Annotated in this window: 16 protein-coding genes; 13 read left to right on the top strand and 3 right to left on the bottom strand. The window is 39.8% G+C overall.

The window, feature by feature from the left end; all coding sequences use genetic code 11:
• Positions 1–2 precede the first annotated feature (2 nt).
• The 9 genes from napC (at position 3) to RB151_RS15465 (ending at position 8,892) form a co-directional block, all read left to right on the top strand.
• Positions 3–641: a cytochrome c-type protein NapC gene (gene napC / locus RB151_RS15505; protein WP_048607975.1), complete on the top strand. Its 639-nt coding sequence runs from the start codon at positions 3–5 to the stop codon at positions 639–641.
• 199 nt (positions 642–840) lie between these two features.
• Complete coding sequence (locus RB151_RS15500) at positions 841–1,581, top strand: heme ABC transporter permease (RefSeq protein ID WP_042845213.1); 741 nt, start codon at positions 841–843, stop codon at positions 1,579–1,581.
• Positions 1,578–1,790, top strand: coding sequence for a heme exporter protein CcmD (ccmD, locus tag RB151_RS15495; RefSeq protein WP_048607973.1), 213 nt, complete (start codon positions 1,578–1,580; stop codon positions 1,788–1,790). Before RB151_RS15500 ends, ccmD begins: the two co-directional genes overlap by 4 nt.
• Positions 1,787–2,275 carry a cytochrome c maturation protein CcmE gene (ccmE, locus tag RB151_RS15490; protein WP_042845209.1) on the top strand — a complete coding sequence of 163 codons (489 nt, stop codon included), beginning with the start codon at positions 1,787–1,789 and terminating at the stop codon, positions 2,273–2,275. Before ccmD ends, ccmE begins: the two co-directional genes overlap by 4 nt.
• Positions 2,272–4,203: a heme lyase CcmF/NrfE family subunit gene (locus RB151_RS15485; RefSeq protein WP_042845207.1), complete on the top strand. Its 1,932-nt coding sequence runs from the start codon at positions 2,272–2,274 to the stop codon at positions 4,201–4,203. Before ccmE ends, RB151_RS15485 begins: the two co-directional genes overlap by 4 nt.
• Positions 4,200–4,757: a thiol:disulfide interchange protein DsbE gene (dsbE, locus tag RB151_RS15480; RefSeq protein WP_042845205.1), complete on the top strand. Its 558-nt coding sequence runs from the start codon at positions 4,200–4,202 to the stop codon at positions 4,755–4,757. Before RB151_RS15485 ends, dsbE begins: the two co-directional genes overlap by 4 nt.
• Positions 4,754–5,824, top strand: a complete 1,071-nt coding sequence (locus RB151_RS15475; RefSeq protein WP_042845203.1) for a cytochrome c-type biogenesis protein CcmH — start codon at positions 4,754–4,756, stop codon at positions 5,822–5,824. Before dsbE ends, RB151_RS15475 begins: the two co-directional genes overlap by 4 nt.
• A gap of 412 nt (positions 5,825–6,236) precedes the next feature.
• Positions 6,237–6,707, top strand: coding sequence for a DUF2946 domain-containing protein (locus tag RB151_RS15470; protein WP_225832980.1), 471 nt, complete (start codon positions 6,237–6,239; stop codon positions 6,705–6,707).
• A gap of 157 nt (positions 6,708–6,864) precedes the next feature.
• Positions 6,865–8,892: a TonB-dependent copper receptor gene (locus RB151_RS15465; protein ID WP_071548300.1), complete on the top strand. Its 2,028-nt coding sequence runs from the start codon at positions 6,865–6,867 to the stop codon at positions 8,890–8,892.
• 54 nt (positions 8,893–8,946) lie between these two features.
• Here RB151_RS15465 and RB151_RS15460 read toward each other — a convergent pair whose 3' ends face one another.
• On the bottom strand, positions 8,947–9,831 hold the full coding sequence (locus RB151_RS15460; RefSeq protein ID WP_042845201.1) for a helix-turn-helix domain-containing protein: 885 nt from the start codon (positions 9,829–9,831) through the stop codon (positions 8,947–8,949).
• 897 nt (positions 9,832–10,728) lie between these two features.
• Between RB151_RS15460 and RB151_RS15455 the strand changes: the two genes are divergently transcribed.
• Positions 10,729–10,983, top strand: coding sequence for a helix-turn-helix domain-containing protein (locus RB151_RS15455; protein WP_042845200.1), 255 nt, complete (start codon positions 10,729–10,731; stop codon positions 10,981–10,983).
• A gap of 142 nt (positions 10,984–11,125) precedes the next feature.
• On the opposite strand, the gene RB151_RS15450 is transcribed toward RB151_RS15455, so the two are convergent.
• Positions 11,126–12,121: a hypothetical protein gene (locus RB151_RS15450; RefSeq protein ID WP_042845198.1), complete on the bottom strand. Its 996-nt coding sequence runs from the start codon at positions 12,119–12,121 to the stop codon at positions 11,126–11,128.
• A gap of 250 nt (positions 12,122–12,371) precedes the next feature.
• Positions 12,372–13,208: a MurR/RpiR family transcriptional regulator gene (locus RB151_RS15445; protein WP_042845197.1), complete on the bottom strand. Its 837-nt coding sequence runs from the start codon at positions 13,206–13,208 to the stop codon at positions 12,372–12,374.
• A 394-nt stretch (positions 13,209–13,602) separates the two neighbouring features.
• On the opposite strand from RB151_RS15445, the gene RB151_RS15440 reads away from it, so the two are divergent.
• From RB151_RS15440 to iolG, 3 genes are all read left to right on the top strand, one after another.
• Complete coding sequence (locus tag RB151_RS15440) at positions 13,603–15,114, top strand: CoA-acylating methylmalonate-semialdehyde dehydrogenase (RefSeq protein ID WP_042845196.1); 1,512 nt, start codon at positions 13,603–13,605, stop codon at positions 15,112–15,114.
• 12 nt (positions 15,115–15,126) lie between these two features.
• A complete protein-coding gene (gene iolD / locus RB151_RS15435) occupies positions 15,127–17,064 on the top strand; it encodes a 3D-(3,5/4)-trihydroxycyclohexane-1,2-dione acylhydrolase (decyclizing) (RefSeq protein WP_094301216.1) in 1,938 nt (645 codons plus the stop codon).
• 501 nt (positions 17,065–17,565) lie between these two features.
• A complete protein-coding gene (gene iolG, locus RB151_RS15430) occupies positions 17,566–18,552 on the top strand; it encodes an inositol 2-dehydrogenase (protein ID WP_042845192.1) in 987 nt (328 codons plus the stop codon).
• Positions 18,553–18,808: the final 256 nt, after the last annotated feature.

Here is an 18,808-nt window from a genome sequence, read left to right as displayed (position 1 = left end):
ACATGGCAAATAACAATGATAAGCAGGTCAATGGCGAAAAACAGCCGCGTAAAGGGCTCTTTGGCTTAATTGGACGAATATGGCGTTGGTGGCGTAGACCAAGTCGCTTAGCGTTAGGCACCTTATTGCTGATCGGTTTTGTGGGTGGCGTGATTTTCTGGGGGGGCTTTAATACGGGGATGGAAATGGCGAATACAGAAGAGTTTTGTATTAGTTGCCATGAGATGCGTGAAAATGTCTATGAAGAATATATGGATACCATTCACTATACGAACCGTAGTGGTGTGAGGGCGACTTGTCCAGACTGCCACGTACCCCATGAATTTGGCCCCAAAATGGTACGCAAAATTCAAGCCAGTAAAGAATTATACGGTAAGATTTTTGGCATTATTGATACACCACAAAAATTTGAAGACCACCGTTTGGCAATGGCACAAAGCGAATGGCGCCGGATGAAAAATAATGACTCTCAGGAATGTCGTAACTGTCACAACTTTGAGTATATGGATTTTACTGCGCAAAAAGGGGTCGCGGCAAAAATGCATGACCAAGCTTTAACTGAAGGTAAAACCTGTATTGATTGCCATAAAGGGATCGCACATAAATTACCGGATATGCGTGAAGTTGAACCGGGCTTCTAACCTTAGAGAGTCGTTTTACCATTGCTTATAACTATGATTTGTAAACAATGGTTAACAAATAGGCTGGTTATACATCTGAGTATGATCAGCCTAAGTTATATTTGTGTTAAATCAATATATTTGCTTTTTTAACGTGTATTGTATGATGTGCTGTTATGCAGAATTTACTAACAATATAAAAAATCAAGGTAACTAAACTATGTGGAAAAAGCTTCATCAACTTGCCATTCCAGTCAACCTTTACCGGTTATGCGGCCGTCTAGTACCGTGGTTTATTATATTGAGTGTAGTCTGTTTAGCTGTCGGTTGGATTTGGGGTTTTGGTTTCGCACCAACAGATAAAGTTCAAAGTGAAAGTTATCGCATTATGTATATCCATGTTCCAGCTGCAATGTGGTCAATGGGGATTTACGCAGCCATGGCGATCACGGCCTTTGTGGGTTTAGTTTGGCAAATGAAAGTGTCGGAATTGGCCATAGCAGCAATGGCTCCCATAGGAGCAGTGTTTACGTTTATTGCATTAGTGACAGGTGCAACATGGGGTAAACCAATGTGGGGCGCGTGGTGGGTATGGGATGCACGTTTAACCTCAGAGCTGATTTTACTTTTTCTATATGTGGGGATTATTGCTTTATGGCATGCGTTTGATGATCGTCGTATGGCGGGCAAAGCAGCGGCTATTTTAGTGTTAATCGGGGTGATAAATTTACCTATCATTCATTACTCTGTTGAATGGTGGCAAACGCTGCATCAGCCTTCTACTCGTATGCAAGAAAGTATTAACCCTGCAATGCGCACACCACTCCGTTTAGCTATCTTGGGTTACTTATTTTTATTTATTTCTTTGACATTAATTCGTTTACGTAATCAATTATTGATTCTAGAACGCAATCGCCCATGGGTATTAGACATAGTTAATAAGGGAGGCCGCAAGTCATGACATCCGCATTTGCATCTTGGAGTGATTTTTTTGCGATGGGGGGCTATGGTTTTTATGTATGGCTGGCTGTTGCGCTAACCTTAATACCGATTCTGTTACTCTGTTTGCATACATTTTTTCAAAGAAAAATGATTATAAACGCAATTCTTAAACAGCAAGCTCGTGAAGTAAGGCAAAAAGCGGCAAGAGCGCGTAGGGAGGGGATGTGAATATTCGTCGTCGTAACCGGCTTTGGTTAATTTGTTCCATACTTGTCGGTGTCGGTTTAACATTGGCGTTGATCCTATATGCGCTACGCTCCAGTATTGACCTCTTCTATACACCCGGTGAAATTATTTATGGTAAACGGGAAACCCATCAAATTCCAGAGGTTGGGCAGCGTTTACGTGTGGGTGGAATGGTAATGCCAGGCAGTGTTGTACGCGATGACTCAAACCCAAACTCATTAAAAATCACCTTTACGGTTTATGATGCTGAAGGTGAGGTAGATGTGAGCTATGACGGTATTTTGCCCGATTTATTTAAAGAAGGGCAGGGGGTTGTTGTTCAAGGCGAATTACAAGCGAACAACCATGTTTTAGCCAAAGAAGTCTTGGCGAAACACGATGAAAACTACACTCCACCAGAAGTTGAAAAAGCGATGCAAGAAAATCACCGCAGGCCAGCAGCTGCCTATAAGGACAATGCATCATGATCCCTGAAATTGGTAGCATTCTGCTTTGCTTAGCATTAGGTATTGCGGTTTTACTGTCGTTTTACCCTTTATGGGGAGTGGCACGTAATGACGCACGCTTAATGTCATCATCTCGTCCATTAGCATGGTTACTTTTCTTATGTGTCACAGGGGCATTTTTAGTATTAGTCAATGCCTTTATTGTTAACGACTTCTCTGTGACTTATGTTGCTAATAATTCCAACACACAACTACCCATTTGGTACCGCATAGCCGCAACATGGGGGGCTCATGAAGGTTCTTTATTGCTATGGGTATTGTTGATGAGCGGTTGGACTTTTGCCGTAGCAATAGGAAGTTATCGTATGCCACTTGATATTGTGGCTAGAGTACTCGCGGTAATGGGGATGGTCAGTGTTGGCTTTTTGTTATTTATTATCTTCACCTCAAACCCATTTTCACGTACGTTGCCGGCTTTCCCGATTGAAGGGCGAGACCTCAACCCGTTATTACAAGACCCTGGGCTAATTTTTCACCCTCCATTGTTGTATATGGGGTATGTTGGTTTCTCTGTGGCATTTGCCTTTGCCATTGCGGCATTGCTTAGCGGGCGTTTAGATAGCTCTTTCACTCGCTTTGCACGCCCATGGACGATGGCGGCATGGTTCTTTTTAACCCTTGGCATTATGCTTGGTTCGGCTTGGGCCTACTATGAATTAGGTTGGGGCGGCTGGTGGTTCTGGGACCCAGTTGAGAATGCCTCATTCATGCCATGGCTAGTGGGGACAGCTCTGATCCACTCATTATCTGTCACTGAGCAGCGAGCCACATTTAAAGCATGGTCATTATTATTGTCGATTTTTGCTTTTTCCTTGTGCTTGCTTGGCACATTTTTAGTGCGTTCTGGGGTTCTAGTTTCTGTACACGCCTTTGCCTCAGACCCATCCCGAGGACTATTTATCCTTGCCTTCATGGTACTGGTGGTCGGTGGCTCTTTATTAGTGTTCGCATTAAGGGGGCATAAGGTTCGTTCAAGGGTCAACAACGCATTGTGGTCACGTGAGTCCATGCTATTAGGGAATAACGTTATTTTAACGGCAGCAATGTTGGTTGTTTTATTAGGGACATTATTACCTTTAGTGCATAAACAAATTGGTTTGGGGACGATTTCGATTGGTGAGCCGTTCTTTAATACTATGTTTATCGCCTTGATGGTGCCGTTTGCCTTGCTATTGGGGATTGGGCCGTTAGTACGCTGGGGGCGAGATCGCCCTGCTGCTATCAAAAAAATGCTTATTATTGCAACGATAATGACATTAGTGTTGTCATTTGTTTTACCGCTATTAATGGAAGATCGTATTGAGGCGTTAACCGTTGTTGGCTTGATGATGGCGTGCTGGATTGCAATTTTAGCTTTTGCTGAAATGAAAGTTCGTATAAGCAAAAAAATCAAACTAACGCCGAGTTATTGGGGCATGGTTTTGGCGCATTTAGGCTTAGCCGTCACGATAGTTGGGATAGCCTTCAGCCAAAACTACAGTGTTGAGCGTGATGTCAAAATGAAGCCAGGGGATAGCATTAATATTCGGGCTTACACCTTTACGTTTAATGGCGTCAGAGAAGCCGATGGTCCTAATTATCAAGGCGTTATAGGTAGCATCTCTGTAACAGAAAAAGGCAAAGTGGTTAGTATTTTGATGCCTGAAAAACGTTTTTATAACGTTAGTCGTGCTGTAATGACAGAAGCGGCTATTGATGGTGGTTTTACCCGTGATTTATACGCAGCTTTGGGTGAAGAAATATCAAAAAGTACATGGAGCATGCGCTTGTATTATAAACCCTTTGTACGCTGGATTTGGTCAGGTGGTGTATTGATGGCAGTTGGTGCGTTGTTTTGCATGTTTGACCCACGCTACCGTCGTCGTAAATTACAGAGGGAAACGGCATGAATCGCAAAGTCTTTTTAATCCCTTTTATTATCTTTGCAGGGATAGCCGCCGTCTTATTATGGCAGCTAATGCGTAATGCGGAGGGGGATGATCCTCGTTTACTTGAATCTGCTCTAATTGGTAAACCTGTTCCTGTATTTAGGCTCGAATCATTAGAAAACCCCGGGAAACATTATGAATCTGATGTATTAACACAGGGGCAACCGATTTTACTTAATGTATGGGCGACATGGTGCCCGACTTGTCGTGCAGAACATCAGTATCTCAATAAACTGTCTGCACAAGGTGTACGGGTTGTGGGGCTAAACTATAAAGATAAGCGTGATAAAGCGATTGTGTGGCTGCGAGAGCTTGGTAACCCTTATGCACTGAGTTTATTTGATGGGGAGGGGATGTTGGGCCTTGATCTCGGTGTCTATGGCGCACCAGAAACCTTTTTAATCGATGGCAATGGTGTGATCCGCTATCGCCATGCAGGGGCAATGGACGAACGTGTTTGGGAAAAAGAGTTTAAACCCCTTTGGGAACGCTATAATCAGGAGGCGAACCAATGAGGTATTTACTCGGTTTATTCATGTTAGTACTCAGCTCAACAGTCACATATGCGGCTACTGAAGTGTTTACTTTTGATAGCGAACAGCAGGAACAACAATTTCGCAAGTTAACGGAAGAATTACGGTGTCCAAAGTGCCAAAATAACAGTATTGCGGACTCTAACTCAATGATTGCGCTGGACTTACGTCAAAAAGTGTATGAGTTGATGAAAGAAGGTAAAAGCCGGGACGAGATTGTTGATTACATGGTTGCCCGCTATGGTTATTTTGTGACTTATAACCCGCCATTAACGCCACTCACCATGATGTTATGGGGCTTACCTTTTGCCGCCATCGCATTGGGGGGATGGATTATTTTTGCCCGTTCGAGAAAACGGGTGCGCATCAAGCAGGTGGAACAGGGTAATGATGGCGTATTACCAGAAGCCTCCCGTGCCAGTAATTGGGTTTACCTTCCAGGGTTAGTGATTGCTTTAGGTGTAGCTGGCGGCGCCTATTATCAAGTGGGTAGTTACGCTAAAGTCACGGATTGGAATAATGCTTACCAACAAGCCCCAGCTTTACTAGATAGAGCATTAGACCCTTCTGAGCCCCCGTTGAACAATGCGGAAATGGAACACTTAGCTTTAGGCTTACGGACACGTTTACAAGAAGACCCTCAAAATATCGAGGCATGGGTGATGTTAGGGCGAATTGGCATGGTACTCAATAATGCGACCATGGCGACAGATGCTTATGGCAGAGCTTATCGTCTTGCGCCTAAAGATGAAAACGTCATTATAGGGTATGCCGAGGTTCTTACTCGCTCGTCTGACCCTGAAGATAACCGCCAAGGTGCTGAATTGCTCAAAAAATTAATTGCTAAAGATCGCACGAATGTGAAAGCGCTGAGCATTTTTGCTTTCAATGCATTTGAACAAGAGCGCTATGCAGAGGCAATTTCAGCTTGGCAAATGATGTTAAAATTATTACCTGAAAATGATCAGCGTCGGCCGATTATCGAGCGCAGTGTTGAGCAGGCTTTGATGATGGTACATGAAAAGAAAGGGACGCCGACAGGTAAGTAATATCCTTCTTGATAATGTTATACAGGCGAAAGTCTGTATAACATTCATTTCTTATCGTTCACTTCAGTTTTTTCTAATTTCAGTTGCTTATTAAAGAAAGCTAATAATCATTATTTTAATATGGTTTTAGCTTTTAATTATATTAAAGGTAACTTATTTATATTTTTACTTATTATTTTATGATTGCAATCATGTCTTTTCTATCTGCTAGTTTTCATTTACCGCTTTCAAATAATATTCATCCAACAAATGATGCCAATAGGATAGGTAAATCCTAAAACAAACAGTTGTATAAAAGCGAAAAGCCTCCTTTCACTGTACAAATAGTACAAAATTGTCGTGCGATTTAACATTAATGGTGAAAATCAATAACATTAGGCATCCAAATAAGATACACTTTCGCCCTATAAAAATGGGTATTGAAAATAACGGAAAAACGTTGCACCTGCGTCCTTTTATCAGACAGTTAGCTGCTTATCTTGCTTTACTTGCTGTCGCAATGCTGTTTATTGCTCCTTTGGTTTCAAAATCAATGGAACATGCAACCGCTTGCACAGAAGCACATAGTGAGACGGCTGCGCCTTTGATGCATAAGCATCAGGGGGAAGTAATGCCTGAAAATTGTGAGCTATCGGTACCCATGAATCATATGTTAATGACAGGGGTTGGTCAGTCGCCTATGGAAGACATAGCCTGTGGTTACTGCCAGTTATTGATTCATTTCCCATTTCTAATTCTGTTTGTTGCTGCGGTAATCCGTCAACTGGCAACCCTGGCAATTTTTATCCCCTTTGAGCGTTGTATTCAATTTTGGCTGTATAGGCCATGGTCATTACATTTAGCTAGAGCCCCTCCTCAATTCCTATGCTTATCTAAAAATTAATTATTTTTCAGACTGTTATTTTGTGTTTTTTTGCACAGAAGGTTTTTCATCATCTTGAATTTATACTATTTTCAGGATTGGTATTCCTGTTGCAAATTTTTAGACACAAAGGTGAATAGCAGAAATATTAGTGTTGATATCGATACATAGGTAGCAAATGAATACTCAATTTTTTAAAATTGCCCCCGTTGCAGCGTTGGTGGTTAGTGCGGTTATTAGCGAATCTACAGCAGCTAAAAATGAGGCTAATCAGAGTCTCATTACAGATAGCTCAGTGATGATTGTTACTGCACCTGTTGATTCTCCATTAACTATCACTACATCGCCTAAAACCCCAAGGCAGCCAGTTCCCGCAAGTGATGGTTCAGATTACCTAAAAACTATCCCTGGTTTTTCGCAAATTCGTAATGGTGGGACAAATGGCGACCCTGTTTTTCGCGGGATGTTTGGCTCGCGTTTACGTATTTTAACTAACGATAGTGAAATGTTAGGCGCCTGTCCTTCCCGTATGGATGCTCCAACATCCTATATTTCGCCAGAAAACTTCGATGTTCTTAATATGATTAAAGGTCCACAAACCGTTTTATGGGGACCAGGGAATTCTGCTGGCACGATCCGTTTTGAACGAGAAAAACCTTTGTTTACTGAAGCTGGTATAAAAGGGAATGCAAGTGCATTAACTGCATCAAATAACCGCTGGGATGGTAATGCTGATATCAGTTTAGGTAATGAAGTAGGTTACATTCGAGTCATTGGTAATAAATCCCGTTCTAATGATTATAAAGATGGTAATGGGCATAAAGTACCCTCTAAATGGGATAAATGGAATGCTGATGTCGCAGTGGGTTGGACGCCAGATGAGTATACTTTATTAGAATTAACCGCAGGGAAAGGTGACGGGGAGGCCCGTTATGCTGGAAGAGGGATGGATGGTTCTCAATTTAAACGGGAAAGTTTAGGTTTGCGCTTTGAAAAGAGCAATATTGGTGATGTTCTTGATAAGGTTGAAGCGAATGTTTATTACAATTACGCTGATCATATTATGGATAATTACTCTTTGCGTTCACCTTCAGGTGGGGGAATGGGGCATATGGGACATGGCGGTCATGGCATGATGAATATGCCAATGAAAATGCGAGTTGACCGTGAAACCATGGGTGGGCGTGTTATGGGTACATGGTTATGGACTGACTATGAGCTACGTAGCGGTGCGGATATGCAAACAAATAAGCACCGAAAAAATCAGAATAATAGTTGGAAAAAGGATGCTCAATTCCAAGACTATGGGGTATTTAGTGAGTTGACTTGGCATGCAACCACACAAGGCAAAATGGTCAGTGGAGCACGGTTAGATCGTGTGATCGTTGATAATAATACAGGTATAGGGGCTTCTGGGCGTAATACAGTAATGCCAGCAGGCTTTGCTCGTTATGAACATTCGTTATCTGATACCCCTGTTATGCTGTATGCCGGTGTAGGATATACCGAGCGTTTCCCAGATTATTGGGAGTTATTTTCACCTAAATTGGGACCGGATGGTACCAATAATGTATTTGATAAGGTGAAAACTGAAAAAACAACCCAGTTAGATATTGGAGCTAAATATGCACATGAAAATACAAATGCATGGGTTTCTGCATATATTGGTCATGTGGATGATTTTATTTTGTTTCGTTATAGCCCAACAAACCCACGCATGAGCCAGATAGAAAATGTAAATGCGCTTATTATGGGCGGGGAGCTCGGTATTGCCCAAAAACTGAATGATGAATGGAAAGCAGATGCGAGTCTCGCTTATTCATGGGGAGAAAACCGTACAGATGGTAAAGCATTGCCACAAATGCCCCCATTAGAAGGGCGTTTAGGGTTGTCATGGGAAAAAGGGGATTGGACAACAATTGGTCTATTACGTGTTGTGAGTCGTCAAAACCGTGTTGCGATTAATGATGGTAATGTTGTTGGAAAAGATTTTAGTCAGAGTGCGGGTTTCACTATTTTCTCATTAAATACAGCGTATGTTGTCAATCAAAATATGAAATTAAGTGCAGGGGTTGATAATCTATTTGATAAAACATATAGCGAGCATTTGAATTTAGCGGGTAACAGTGGATTTGGTTATTCATCAAACCAGCCTGTTAATGAGCCAGGAAGAACTTTTTGGGCAAAAGTTAATGTGACCTTTTAATTTCAATTAAATTTGCAAACAACCCGCAGAGTAATGCGGGTTGTTTGTGAGTAGTTAAACAAGCACTGGAATATAATAATTCAATTCTTGGATGTAGTGATGGGGGTTATTTATAAATGCTTCGTAAGTAGGTTTGGAGTTTAAAACATACATTTCTATATCCGAACCAGTTCCACGGACAATATCCATTTCAGCTAGAACTTTACCATAAGCAGTATAGATAATATCGTTGTAATCAATCCCCTGCAGACTACCATCTAATTTAATTTCCAAATAATTTCCACTCGGTAGTTGAAAGTTTGTTGCTTGTGGTGGGGTGATATCAACATCTTTTTCATCTAATGCAGTAATATATAAGAAAGTCCCTTCTTCATTAGAGCTCAAGTCTACACCATGAATAGCATATAGGTGCTGCGTCACATATTGGTTTTTATCAAGAAATTTTTTCCAATATTGTCTGCGTAATTCATCGGTTTTAAGGTTCCAACCATTTATATCCTTGGTATATCGATGCTTAATACCAAGTAAATTTATTGCGGGCAATTGAGTAAGTCTGACTTGGAATTGAAGTTCTTTATTTTCACGAAGTGGCAGACAGAACCCATCGACCTTCCAACCTTTGCGCTTTCTATATTCAGAAGGGGTAAGGTTAAATTGCTTTTTGAAAGCGCGACAAAATGTTTGTTGCGAATCAAATCGGTATCTCAGTGAGATATCCATAATGCTGTCGTTAGTTAATCGTAATGCTACCGCTGAACAGGAAAGGCGCCTTGCTCGGATATACGAGCCAAGTGCCAAGCCAGTTTGGTTTTTAAATAGGCGCTGAAAATGCCATTTAGTGTATCCTGATTTATCGGCAACAGTATCTAGGGATAGGCGAGATTCTAAATTTTGTTCTATCCAGAGAATGATTTCCCTGATAACGCTTTCTTGTAGCATGATTATCCTTTCAAGTTGCTATTACCTAGATCAATAAAGTAAATAATGCTTAATACTGACAATGATACTAGATAAGAATTCATGGATGCTCGCAATAGAATACCATGTCTACAGACAGTTTGATTAAAAAGATGTGAAGTTAAGTAAGTTTTTCTTCTAAAAGTATTGTTGTTACCGACTGAAATACAATTATTTGTTGTTAGTTTAACATTAAATATGTATTAATAACTATTTAAGTTTAAAGTAAATAAACGTACAACTATAGAAATAGATAAAGAACAGTTAATATTATTATTGCTAAATGCCGATAATCCTTTTGAGATGATTGTAAATGGATTGATATAAAAAACAGATCCAGCTTGGATTGTTGTGATTTATAATGAAAATATAAGCCGTTTATCTTTAATGGGTTGCTGAAACGATGATTAGTTATAAAAAATAGGGCTATTTTTTATAACCACAAATATTATTTTTTTTATACAATAGCCGTATGGAAACTTATTGATACGCTTAACTACAAATTGTCACGATTTCCATAAGTAAATAACATTAAATGTATAGAGTTTATTTCATCAAATTTAAAAAATAAGCTAAAATATTATTGTAATCTGATAGATACATTGTTCACGATTAGGGATAGGTGAGTAAATTAACCCATTCTTCATTGGGGGGGTAATGTAGTACCAATCGAATCTTATCTGCAACAATGAAATAATAAAAAATAATAATATCATAATGTTATGTTTTTATTGTGTTTTCCTTCGATAGAAATAGTCTTTTAATGATTGGTTTAATCGGAATTTAGTTATTTTAAGTCAATTTATAAATTGAAAAGTGGTGTTAATTTACGCGTCGCTTAATTAGATAGCTTATACGTATGTAACCCAGGGGGGTATTATGAGTAAAGACAGTATCGCTAAGATGTTGGGGATAAAAATTCGTAATCAACGAGAAAGTCATAAAATGACCGTTAAACAAACTGCGAATTTAATTGGGGTAACTGAAGATGAAATGAGACGTTTCGAAAACGGTGAAAGTTGTATTGATGTAGATTCATTATTTCAGTTTGCCTACTTATTCAATATTGAGCCAGCCTCTTTCTTATATGGCGTAGTGAATGTTAACAGCGGGATGCGCAGTACTCTACACTAACATTGTTTAGTATTGGCTGAATAAAAAACTTAATGATCAATTGGTTAAACGTATCCACACGATAATGTTGGAAAACTTAACTCTGTAAGTTAAAAAATAGGTTAACAGAGCTGCTGTATCTCTTAATTTGTCATTATCGTACTTAAATAAACCCCTCATCGTATAATTGTTTTAATATTTCATTGGTAAGTTCATTAGTACGTGCCCAATGAGCTGGTTGTGTAAGTTTAGTACCGCCGTGCAGTTTTAGAATGAATTGGTCTATTTGTTTAAAAATAGTATTTTTTTCATTAAGTTGTTGTCTTTGTGGGTTAAATAGTACTTTATTTTCAACCTCATAACTTTGATTGCACTGTTTTAGAGATAATTTGTCTGAAATATTCCCCGTATTAAAAAATAGCTCAAATGAAATTAACAACCCCCCTTTATGACGCAAATTGATTATTAGCACATCCCCATCTTCCATTTTTGCGAAAGGGTGTGAAAACTGAATTGACGCTGTAGAAAATGAAAAATCAGGGAGTAAGGTTAATAACAGTTCAATTTTTTGTGTAATCGTACCTCTTAGTATATTGAATGGTAACCTATTTTCTGGCTCAATGACCCGGTGAGCGGATAAGCGTAATAACCCTGTTTCTAATTTGTTTTGAGTGTGCAAGACATGCTTTATTTGATTAAATGAGTCCTCAAAAGTGAGTGCTTGACTGTAGTCAATTAAAACATCGTTTCGTATTGCTTTTATGAATAATTCTTCAAGCTCTTTTTCATTAAAGCTTGGGATATTATTGAGTAAGATATCTTTTCCTGCTGCAATTGCGGCATTGATTGTAAATTTCAATAGCTCATCACTACAGACTGCTGTCATGATGATGCAATCAACGTCATCGTTATTGACCAGTGCCTCTATTTGTTGTTTTTGATACATAAAATAAGACATAGAGGGAAGTGGGGGAGCGATATCACAAACAGATACCAACTCACTATGATGAGCACTGCATTTTACTGCATGAATATAAGGTTGATTATGAATGGACGTTCCGATTAAACCAATCCCTGAGCGATGAAGAGAAGTGACAGAGTGCTGCTCTTCAAGCAATCGAAGATGGCCCAGTAAATAAAGAAAGTGTGTATTTAACATGGTCGTTCCTTATTATCGGTTTTAAATCAGAAATTCATGTGCTCCCAACATAACAGGATGAAATAATAATTTCATATTAATGTGTTGTCGAAATTTGTATTTTCTGATGAAACTCACAAATTAAAGAAATCATTTATGTAAACCCACTTGAGCGGCGGTATGTAGCAAAGAGAAATCAATTTAGTAATGGAAACGGCCAAATAGGGGCTCTAAACTAATGGAGGTATTTAGTTTTCGAGCCAAAGTAGCGTTAAACTAACTTACTTCCTTGACGGTAGGCTAAGGCGACTGTCAATGATTGAGCTAAACATAACGTTGCTGACTGGGAACGAAATGCATCCACTTGCGCTTCTTTAATCACAAAGCAAACGTCACTAAAACTGGCGAGTGGGCTAATCTGGCTGTCAGTAATTACGATTTGTTTAGCACCAGACTGTGCTGCTTTTTCACTAACCATTACTGTTTCTGATGCATAGGGGGTGAAACTAATTGAAATAACCACATCGTTTTCACTAATTTTACTGATCTGTTCTTTAAACATTCCCCCAAGACCATCTATCAGAACAGGGCGGCACTCCAAATGGCTTAATGCATAACTGAGGTAGGTCGCGACACTAAATGAGCGACGCAAGCCAATTATGTAGACATTTTGTGCATTAGCTAATAATGAAACTGCTTTTTCTAAATCTTCGGCAGAGGTCCTAGCTGCCATTTGCTGCAAGGCTTGTGCATTGGAGTGAGCAAATTCTTTTAAAATTTGAGCGGGGTCATCACTCAATTCTTGAGCACTATCCATTTCGCGAAATAGCCTTGCTCTATCAGTGTAGCTTGCTGTTTCTTCAACAAGGTTCATACGAAACAATTGTTTCATTTCATTAAAGCCACTGAAATTAAACGCATTTGCAAAACGAATTAATGTTGATGGTGGAACATTGGCTTCTTTTGCAATAACGGCAACGGTATCAAATGCGACACTATTTGTATTATCGAGTACGTACCTAGCCACCTGTTGCAAGCGTTTACTTAGCTCATCATAACGAGAGCGAACTTGCTCTTGAAACTCATTTAAATTTGATGCACTTGACATATAACCTCCATGATTTGGCTCTAATTGTAGTTGTTTTGCACGGTTAGTCGAATTATTTTGAAACGGTTAGTTCATATTTCTACATTCTCTATCTTTATATATCTAAAATAATTTGAATTTCGGTTAGCAAATTGAATGAGTTACATTGATTGCTTTTCTTATTGTGCCTAGTTGGTAAGTGCTTCTGTCTGCACTGCAATAGACGTGTATACCTAATTAAATAAGTGATTAGGAGACTTTTTAAAATGGCATTTTCTATCTTGAATTAGAAATTTCATAAAAACTTTGTCTAGATCACATAAATTGAATGTTATTTCAAATTTCATTGCAAATGAAACAAATATTTCATATACATTGGGTAACAACGTAATCCTGTCAGTTAAAGAGAGGCAACATGGAACAGATTAATAATTTCATCGGTGGTGAAATAGTTTTGAGCAAAAGCGGTCGATTTGCACCTGTATTCAACCCAGCAACGGGCGAGCAAATTGCACAGGTGGTATTAAGCAGTGCTGATGAAACGAAACACGCCATAGCGATTGCTCATAAAGCATTTCCAAAATGGTCGAAACTTTCGCCATTAAAGCGCTCTCGAATCTTATTTAAATTTAAAGCGTTACTTGAAGATAACATGGATGATTTAGCGCGCCTTATTTCTAAAGAACACGGTAAAGTGTTTTCTGATGCGGTGGGTGAGATTACACGAGGCCTAGAGGTTGTTGAATTTGCTTGTGGCATTCCTCACTTACAAAAAGGTGAACACTCGGCCAATGTCGCCACAGGTGTGGACAGTCATTCATTAATGCAACCACTAGGTGTTTGTGCTGGTATTACCCCATTTAACTTCCCTGCTATGGTACCGATGTGGATGTTCCCAGTGGCGATTGCTACCGGTAATACTTTTGTTTTAAAACCATCTGAGAAAGACCCGTCTTTGGCTCTTGAATTGGCTAAATTGTTAAAGCAAGCTGGTTTACCTGACGGTGTATTTAACGTCGTTCAAGGGGATAAAGAATCTGTTGATACGCTGCTAACTGCACCAGAAGTTCAAGCGGTAAGCTTTGTTGGTTCAACTCCGATTGCCGAATATATTTATACCACAGCGTCTCAGCATGGTAAGCGTTGCCAAGCGTTAGGTGGAGCAAAAAACCATTGTATTTTAATGCCTGATGCGGATATGGGGCAGGCTACGAATGCAATAATGGGCGCTGCATTTGGGGCTGCGGGTGAGCGTTGTATGGCACTTTCTGTTGTATTAGCCGTAGGGGATGAAACGGCAGATACATTAATTGCTAATTTGAAAGCTCAGATAGCCAAAATGACCGTGGGACCCGGTATTACAGATGGCAAAGAAAATGATATGGGGCCAGTAATCTCAGCACAGCATAAAGCGAAAATCTGCGACTATATTGCGAGTGGTGAAAAACAAGGGGCGACATTATTGGTTGATGGTCGTGATTTCAAAGTAACGGGTTTTGAAAAGGGTTATTTTGTTGGGCCAACATTATTTGATAATGTGACTCCTGAAATGGATATTTATAAAGAAGAAATTTTTGGGCCTGTATTAGCTGTTGTACGAGTACCTGATTTTGAAACAGGGTTGAAACTAATTAACCAACACGAATACGGCAATGGAACCGCAATTTTTACACGTGATGGTGAAACAGCCCGTGAGTTCCAAGAAAATGTTCAAGCTGGAATGGTCGGAATTAATATCCCAATCCCAGTACCAATGGCTTTCCACAGTTTTGGTGGTTGGAAACGTTCAATTTTTGGGCCTCTCAATGTTCATGGAAATGATGGTGTTCGCTTCTATACTCGCATGAAAACAGTGACTAGTCGTTGGCCTGCTAGCGTACGTTTAGAACATCATGAAAGTAGTTTCACAATGCCAACCATGGAATAAATGGAGACCCATATGAATAAGCAGAAAATGACTACAGCCCAAGCATTGGTAAAGTTTCTTAACCAACAATATGTTGATGTCGATGGTGAGCAGTATCCGTTTATTCAGGGAATATTTACGATTTTTGGCCATGGTAACGTTGTCGGTTTGGGTCAGGCGCTTGAAGAAGCGCCTGGACATCTGCGAGTTTATCAAGGTTGTAATGAGCAAGGTATGGCGCATATTGCGACTGGCTTTGCCAAACAGAAAAAACGGAAACAAATTTTTGCAGTGACTTCTTCGGTAGGGCCGGGGGCAGCTAATATGGTAACGGCGGCGGCAACAGCTACAGCCAACCGTATTCCGTTGTTATTACTACCAGGAGACACCTTCGCCACTCGTCAACCAGACCCTGTTTTGCAGCAAGTCGAACAATATGGTGATGGGACAATCAGCACGAATGATTGTTTCCGCCCTGTATCTCGTTATTGGGACCGGATTTCGCGGCCTGAACAGCTAATGGCAGCGATGATTAATGCAATGCGTGTATTAACTGACCCTGCTGATACGGGGGCCGTTACCATTTGCTTACCTCAGGATGTTCAAGGGGAAGCATGGGAATACCCTGATTACTTCTTTGAAAAGCGAATTCATCGCATTGAACGTCGGCCGCCAACAAGTGTAAGTCTAGAGGAAGCCGCTCATCTTATTCAAAGTAAGCAAAAGCCGCTTCTGATATGTGGTGGTGGTGTGCGTTATTCAGAAGCACATAATGATTTCGTTCAATTTGCGGAGGCTTACGGTATTCCGTTTGGTGAAACTCAAGCGGGTAAAAGTGCTGTTGTTGCCAACCATCCTTTAAATGTAGGGGGAATAGGCACGACAGGTGGGCTTGCGGCAAACTTACTTGCAAAAGAAGCTGATTTGGTTATTGGTGTTGGGACTCGTTTTACTGATTTTACCACGGCATCTAAGTCATTGTTTAGTAAAGAAGGTGTGCGGTTTTTAAATATTAACGTTGCTGAATTCGATGCCAGTAAGTTAGATGCATTAAAAGTGGTAGCAGATGCAAAAGAAGCTTTGCAAGCTCTTGATGCAAAAATGAAGGGGTCAGGCTATCAGGCCCAATGGGGACATGAAATTCAACTGGCGAAGCAACAATGGAAGAACGAATTAGACCGGTTGTTTAGCATTCAGTATCGGCCGTTGGATTTTATCCCAGAAATTGCAGGCCACCTTGATGATAAACTTGAAGAATACAGTAAAACACTCGGCACTGAACTTGCGCAAACTCGGGTTCTAGGTTTGATGCAGCAGCACATGGAGAGTGACGCGATTATTGTGGGGGCAGCGGGGTCATTACCGGGGGACTTACAGCGTATTTGGCTACCAAAGCAGCGGGATACTTACCATCTAGAATATGGTTATTCATGTATGGGGTATGAAATTGCTGCGGCTGTTGGCGCGAAAATTGCGGCTCCAGAACAACCTGTATATGCCATGGTCGGGGATGGCTCCTATTTGATGCTACACAGTGAGTTGCAAACGGCAATTCAAGAAAATATTAAAATCACTATTTTATTATTTGATAATGCGGGCTTTGGTTGCATCAATAATTTACAAATGAGCCAAGGCATGGGGAGTTTTGGGACTGAAAATCGCCAACGCAATCCACAAACAGGCCTACTGGATGGGCCATTAGTGAAAGTGGATTTCGCTAAAAATGCAGAAAGCTATGGTTGTAAAAGTTATCGAGTTCATGATGAAGCTCAGCTGATCTCTGCTTTGGAGGATGCTAAAACGCATTCAGGTTGTGTATTGATTGATATTAAAGTGCTTCCAAAAACCATGACTAATGGTTATGAAGCGTGGTGGCGTACAGGAACAGCTCAAGTTGCTAAAAAGCCTGAAATTGTTGCGGCGGCTGAGGAAATTAAACATAAAGTTGAACATAAGGTACGGCTTTATTAATTAACGTGTTATTGGTGGTTTACGTATCATCAAAATAACTCGATGGTGTTATGCCATTGAGGAGGTGTTTTATTTTGAGTGATGGTGTAGGCCTCATTTCGTCGGGTATTATTGTGAATATCCGCAAGGATTTCACTTATTGTGTTTATGAGTTGTCGTCATGTGTATTTTTAAACCCAGCGTTTGCTGGGTTTTTTTATGGTTTTAATAGTTTAATTTTCTTTTTGTTGAAATGTATGTTTTAAATTTAAGTTGGTCGGAATTAATAAAACAGAAACAGAAAATAAAGTTGCAGTAAAGTACATACTTTATTGTCAGATAGTGATGAGTTACATTATTATTTTGTGATCTAAATAACACTAAAAATACACTTTAATGCAACATTTGTTACCTAGAGCCCAAAAACATAATTTCCAAAAAATTATAAATTGAAATGAATGTTTTATTTGGTATATTTCGTAATATCCAAATAGTGGATTTAAGGTATCAAGGAGCATTTGAATGTTCAACATAGCACTATTCGGCGCAGGACGTATTGGACAGGTTCATGCTGTTAATATTGCCGGCCATAAAGAAACCGCACTTTATTCTGTTATTGATCCGTACCAAGCTAATGCATCTGCGTTGGCTGAAAAGTACCAAGCTAAAGTACAAACCACAGAAGAAGCGATGCAAGACCCAAATGTGCATGGCGTTTTAATTGCTTCTGCCACAGATACACATGCTGATTTAATTGAGTTAGCGGCTCAACATAAAAAAGTCATTTTTTGTGAGAAGCCAGTTCATCTCGATCTTGAACGAGTAAGACAATGCCTTAAAAGTGTTAAACAACACAATGTCCCATTGTTTATTGGTTTTAATCGCCGTTATGACCCGCAATTTCGCCATCTCAAAAATTTATTCCAGCAAGGGGCGATTGGTAAAGCTGAGTCTTTAATTATTACATCTAGAGACCCGTCACCGCCACCAGCAGAGTATGTCAAAGTCTCCGGTGGTATGTTCAGAGATATGACGATTCATGACTTTGATATGGCGCGCTTTATGATTGGTGAAGAACCTTGCTCTGTATTTGCCCAAGGAAGTAATGTAGTAGACCCTGCGATTGGCCTTGCGGGTGATATCGATACCGCATTCATTATTTTGAAGTTCCCTTCAGGGGCCATGGCGACCATATCGAATAGCCGCCGCTCAGGGTATGGTTATGACCAGCGCATTGAACTGCATGGTGAGAAGGGGCTGCTGACAGCTGGGAATATAAAAGAAAATAGCGTTGCGTTATTAAGCGAAGTCGGTTGTTTGTCTGCTAAACCCGAATATTTCTTCTTACAACGCTATCATGAGGCATACAAAGCTGAATGGGAACATTTTGTTGATATTTTAGCTGGACGTGCTGAATCAGAAACCACAGGTACCGATGGTGAGTTTGCATTATATCTTGCAGACAAAGCACTTGAATCATTAAAAACAGGAAAAGAAGTTAAACTCTAATTTATATTTTTAAATTATATTTTAATTGATTATTAATATGCGGACGAAAAAATGATTTTTCGCCCGCAATAGAATTCAGATATATTCATCCGATTATTTAATAAATATATACATTAATATTTGTCTTACGTATTAATTAAATACCCTACAAGCAGTAATGCTTCTATAAAATTTGTGGCTATTTTACTGTTTAATTTTTAAATTCAATTTAAGTGTTTGTTTTCATTTGTGAATTTTGATTTATAAAATAGCCTTG

It is taken from the genome of Providencia rettgeri, assembly GCF_001874625.1.
GTDB lineage: Bacteria > Pseudomonadota > Gammaproteobacteria > Enterobacterales > Enterobacteriaceae > Providencia > Providencia huashanensis.
The sequence above is the reverse complement of the archived record's forward strand: the minus strand, read 5'-3'. Positions and strand labels throughout refer to the sequence as shown.

Bases quoted from the DNA above. Each gene is read 5' to 3' on its own strand.
- napC (WP_048607975.1), top strand. From the start codon at position 3: ATGGCAAATAACAATGATAAGCAGGTCAATGGCGAAAAACAGCCGCGT.
- RB151_RS15500 (WP_042845213.1), top strand. From the start codon at position 841: ATGTGGAAAAAGCTTCATCAACTTGCCATTCCAGTCAACCTTTACCGG.
- ccmD (WP_048607973.1), top strand. From the start codon at position 1,578: ATGACATCCGCATTTGCATCTTGGAGTGATTTTTTTGCGATGGGGGGC.
- RB151_RS15485 (WP_042845207.1), top strand. From the start codon at position 2,272: ATGATCCCTGAAATTGGTAGCATTCTGCTTTGCTTAGCATTAGGTATT.
- dsbE (WP_042845205.1), top strand. From the start codon at position 4,200: ATGAATCGCAAAGTCTTTTTAATCCCTTTTATTATCTTTGCAGGGATA.
- RB151_RS15475 (WP_042845203.1), top strand. From the start codon at position 4,754: ATGAGGTATTTACTCGGTTTATTCATGTTAGTACTCAGCTCAACAGTC.
- RB151_RS15470 (WP_225832980.1), top strand. From the start codon at position 6,237: ATGGGTATTGAAAATAACGGAAAAACGTTGCACCTGCGTCCTTTTATC.
- RB151_RS15465 (WP_071548300.1), top strand. From the start codon at position 6,865: ATGAATACTCAATTTTTTAAAATTGCCCCCGTTGCAGCGTTGGTGGTT.
- RB151_RS15460 (WP_042845201.1), bottom strand. From the start codon at position 9,831: ATGCTACAAGAAAGCGTTATCAGGGAAATCATTCTCTGGATAGAACAA.
- RB151_RS15455 (WP_042845200.1), top strand. From the start codon at position 10,729: ATGAGTAAAGACAGTATCGCTAAGATGTTGGGGATAAAAATTCGTAAT.
- RB151_RS15450 (WP_042845198.1), bottom strand. From the start codon at position 12,121: ATGTTAAATACACACTTTCTTTATTTACTGGGCCATCTTCGATTGCTT.
- RB151_RS15445 (WP_042845197.1), bottom strand. From the start codon at position 13,208: ATGTCAAGTGCATCAAATTTAAATGAGTTTCAAGAGCAAGTTCGCTCT.
- RB151_RS15440 (WP_042845196.1), top strand. From the start codon at position 13,603: ATGGAACAGATTAATAATTTCATCGGTGGTGAAATAGTTTTGAGCAAA.
- iolD (WP_094301216.1), top strand. From the start codon at position 15,127: ATGAATAAGCAGAAAATGACTACAGCCCAAGCATTGGTAAAGTTTCTT.
- iolG (WP_042845192.1), top strand. From the start codon at position 17,566: ATGTTCAACATAGCACTATTCGGCGCAGGACGTATTGGACAGGTTCAT.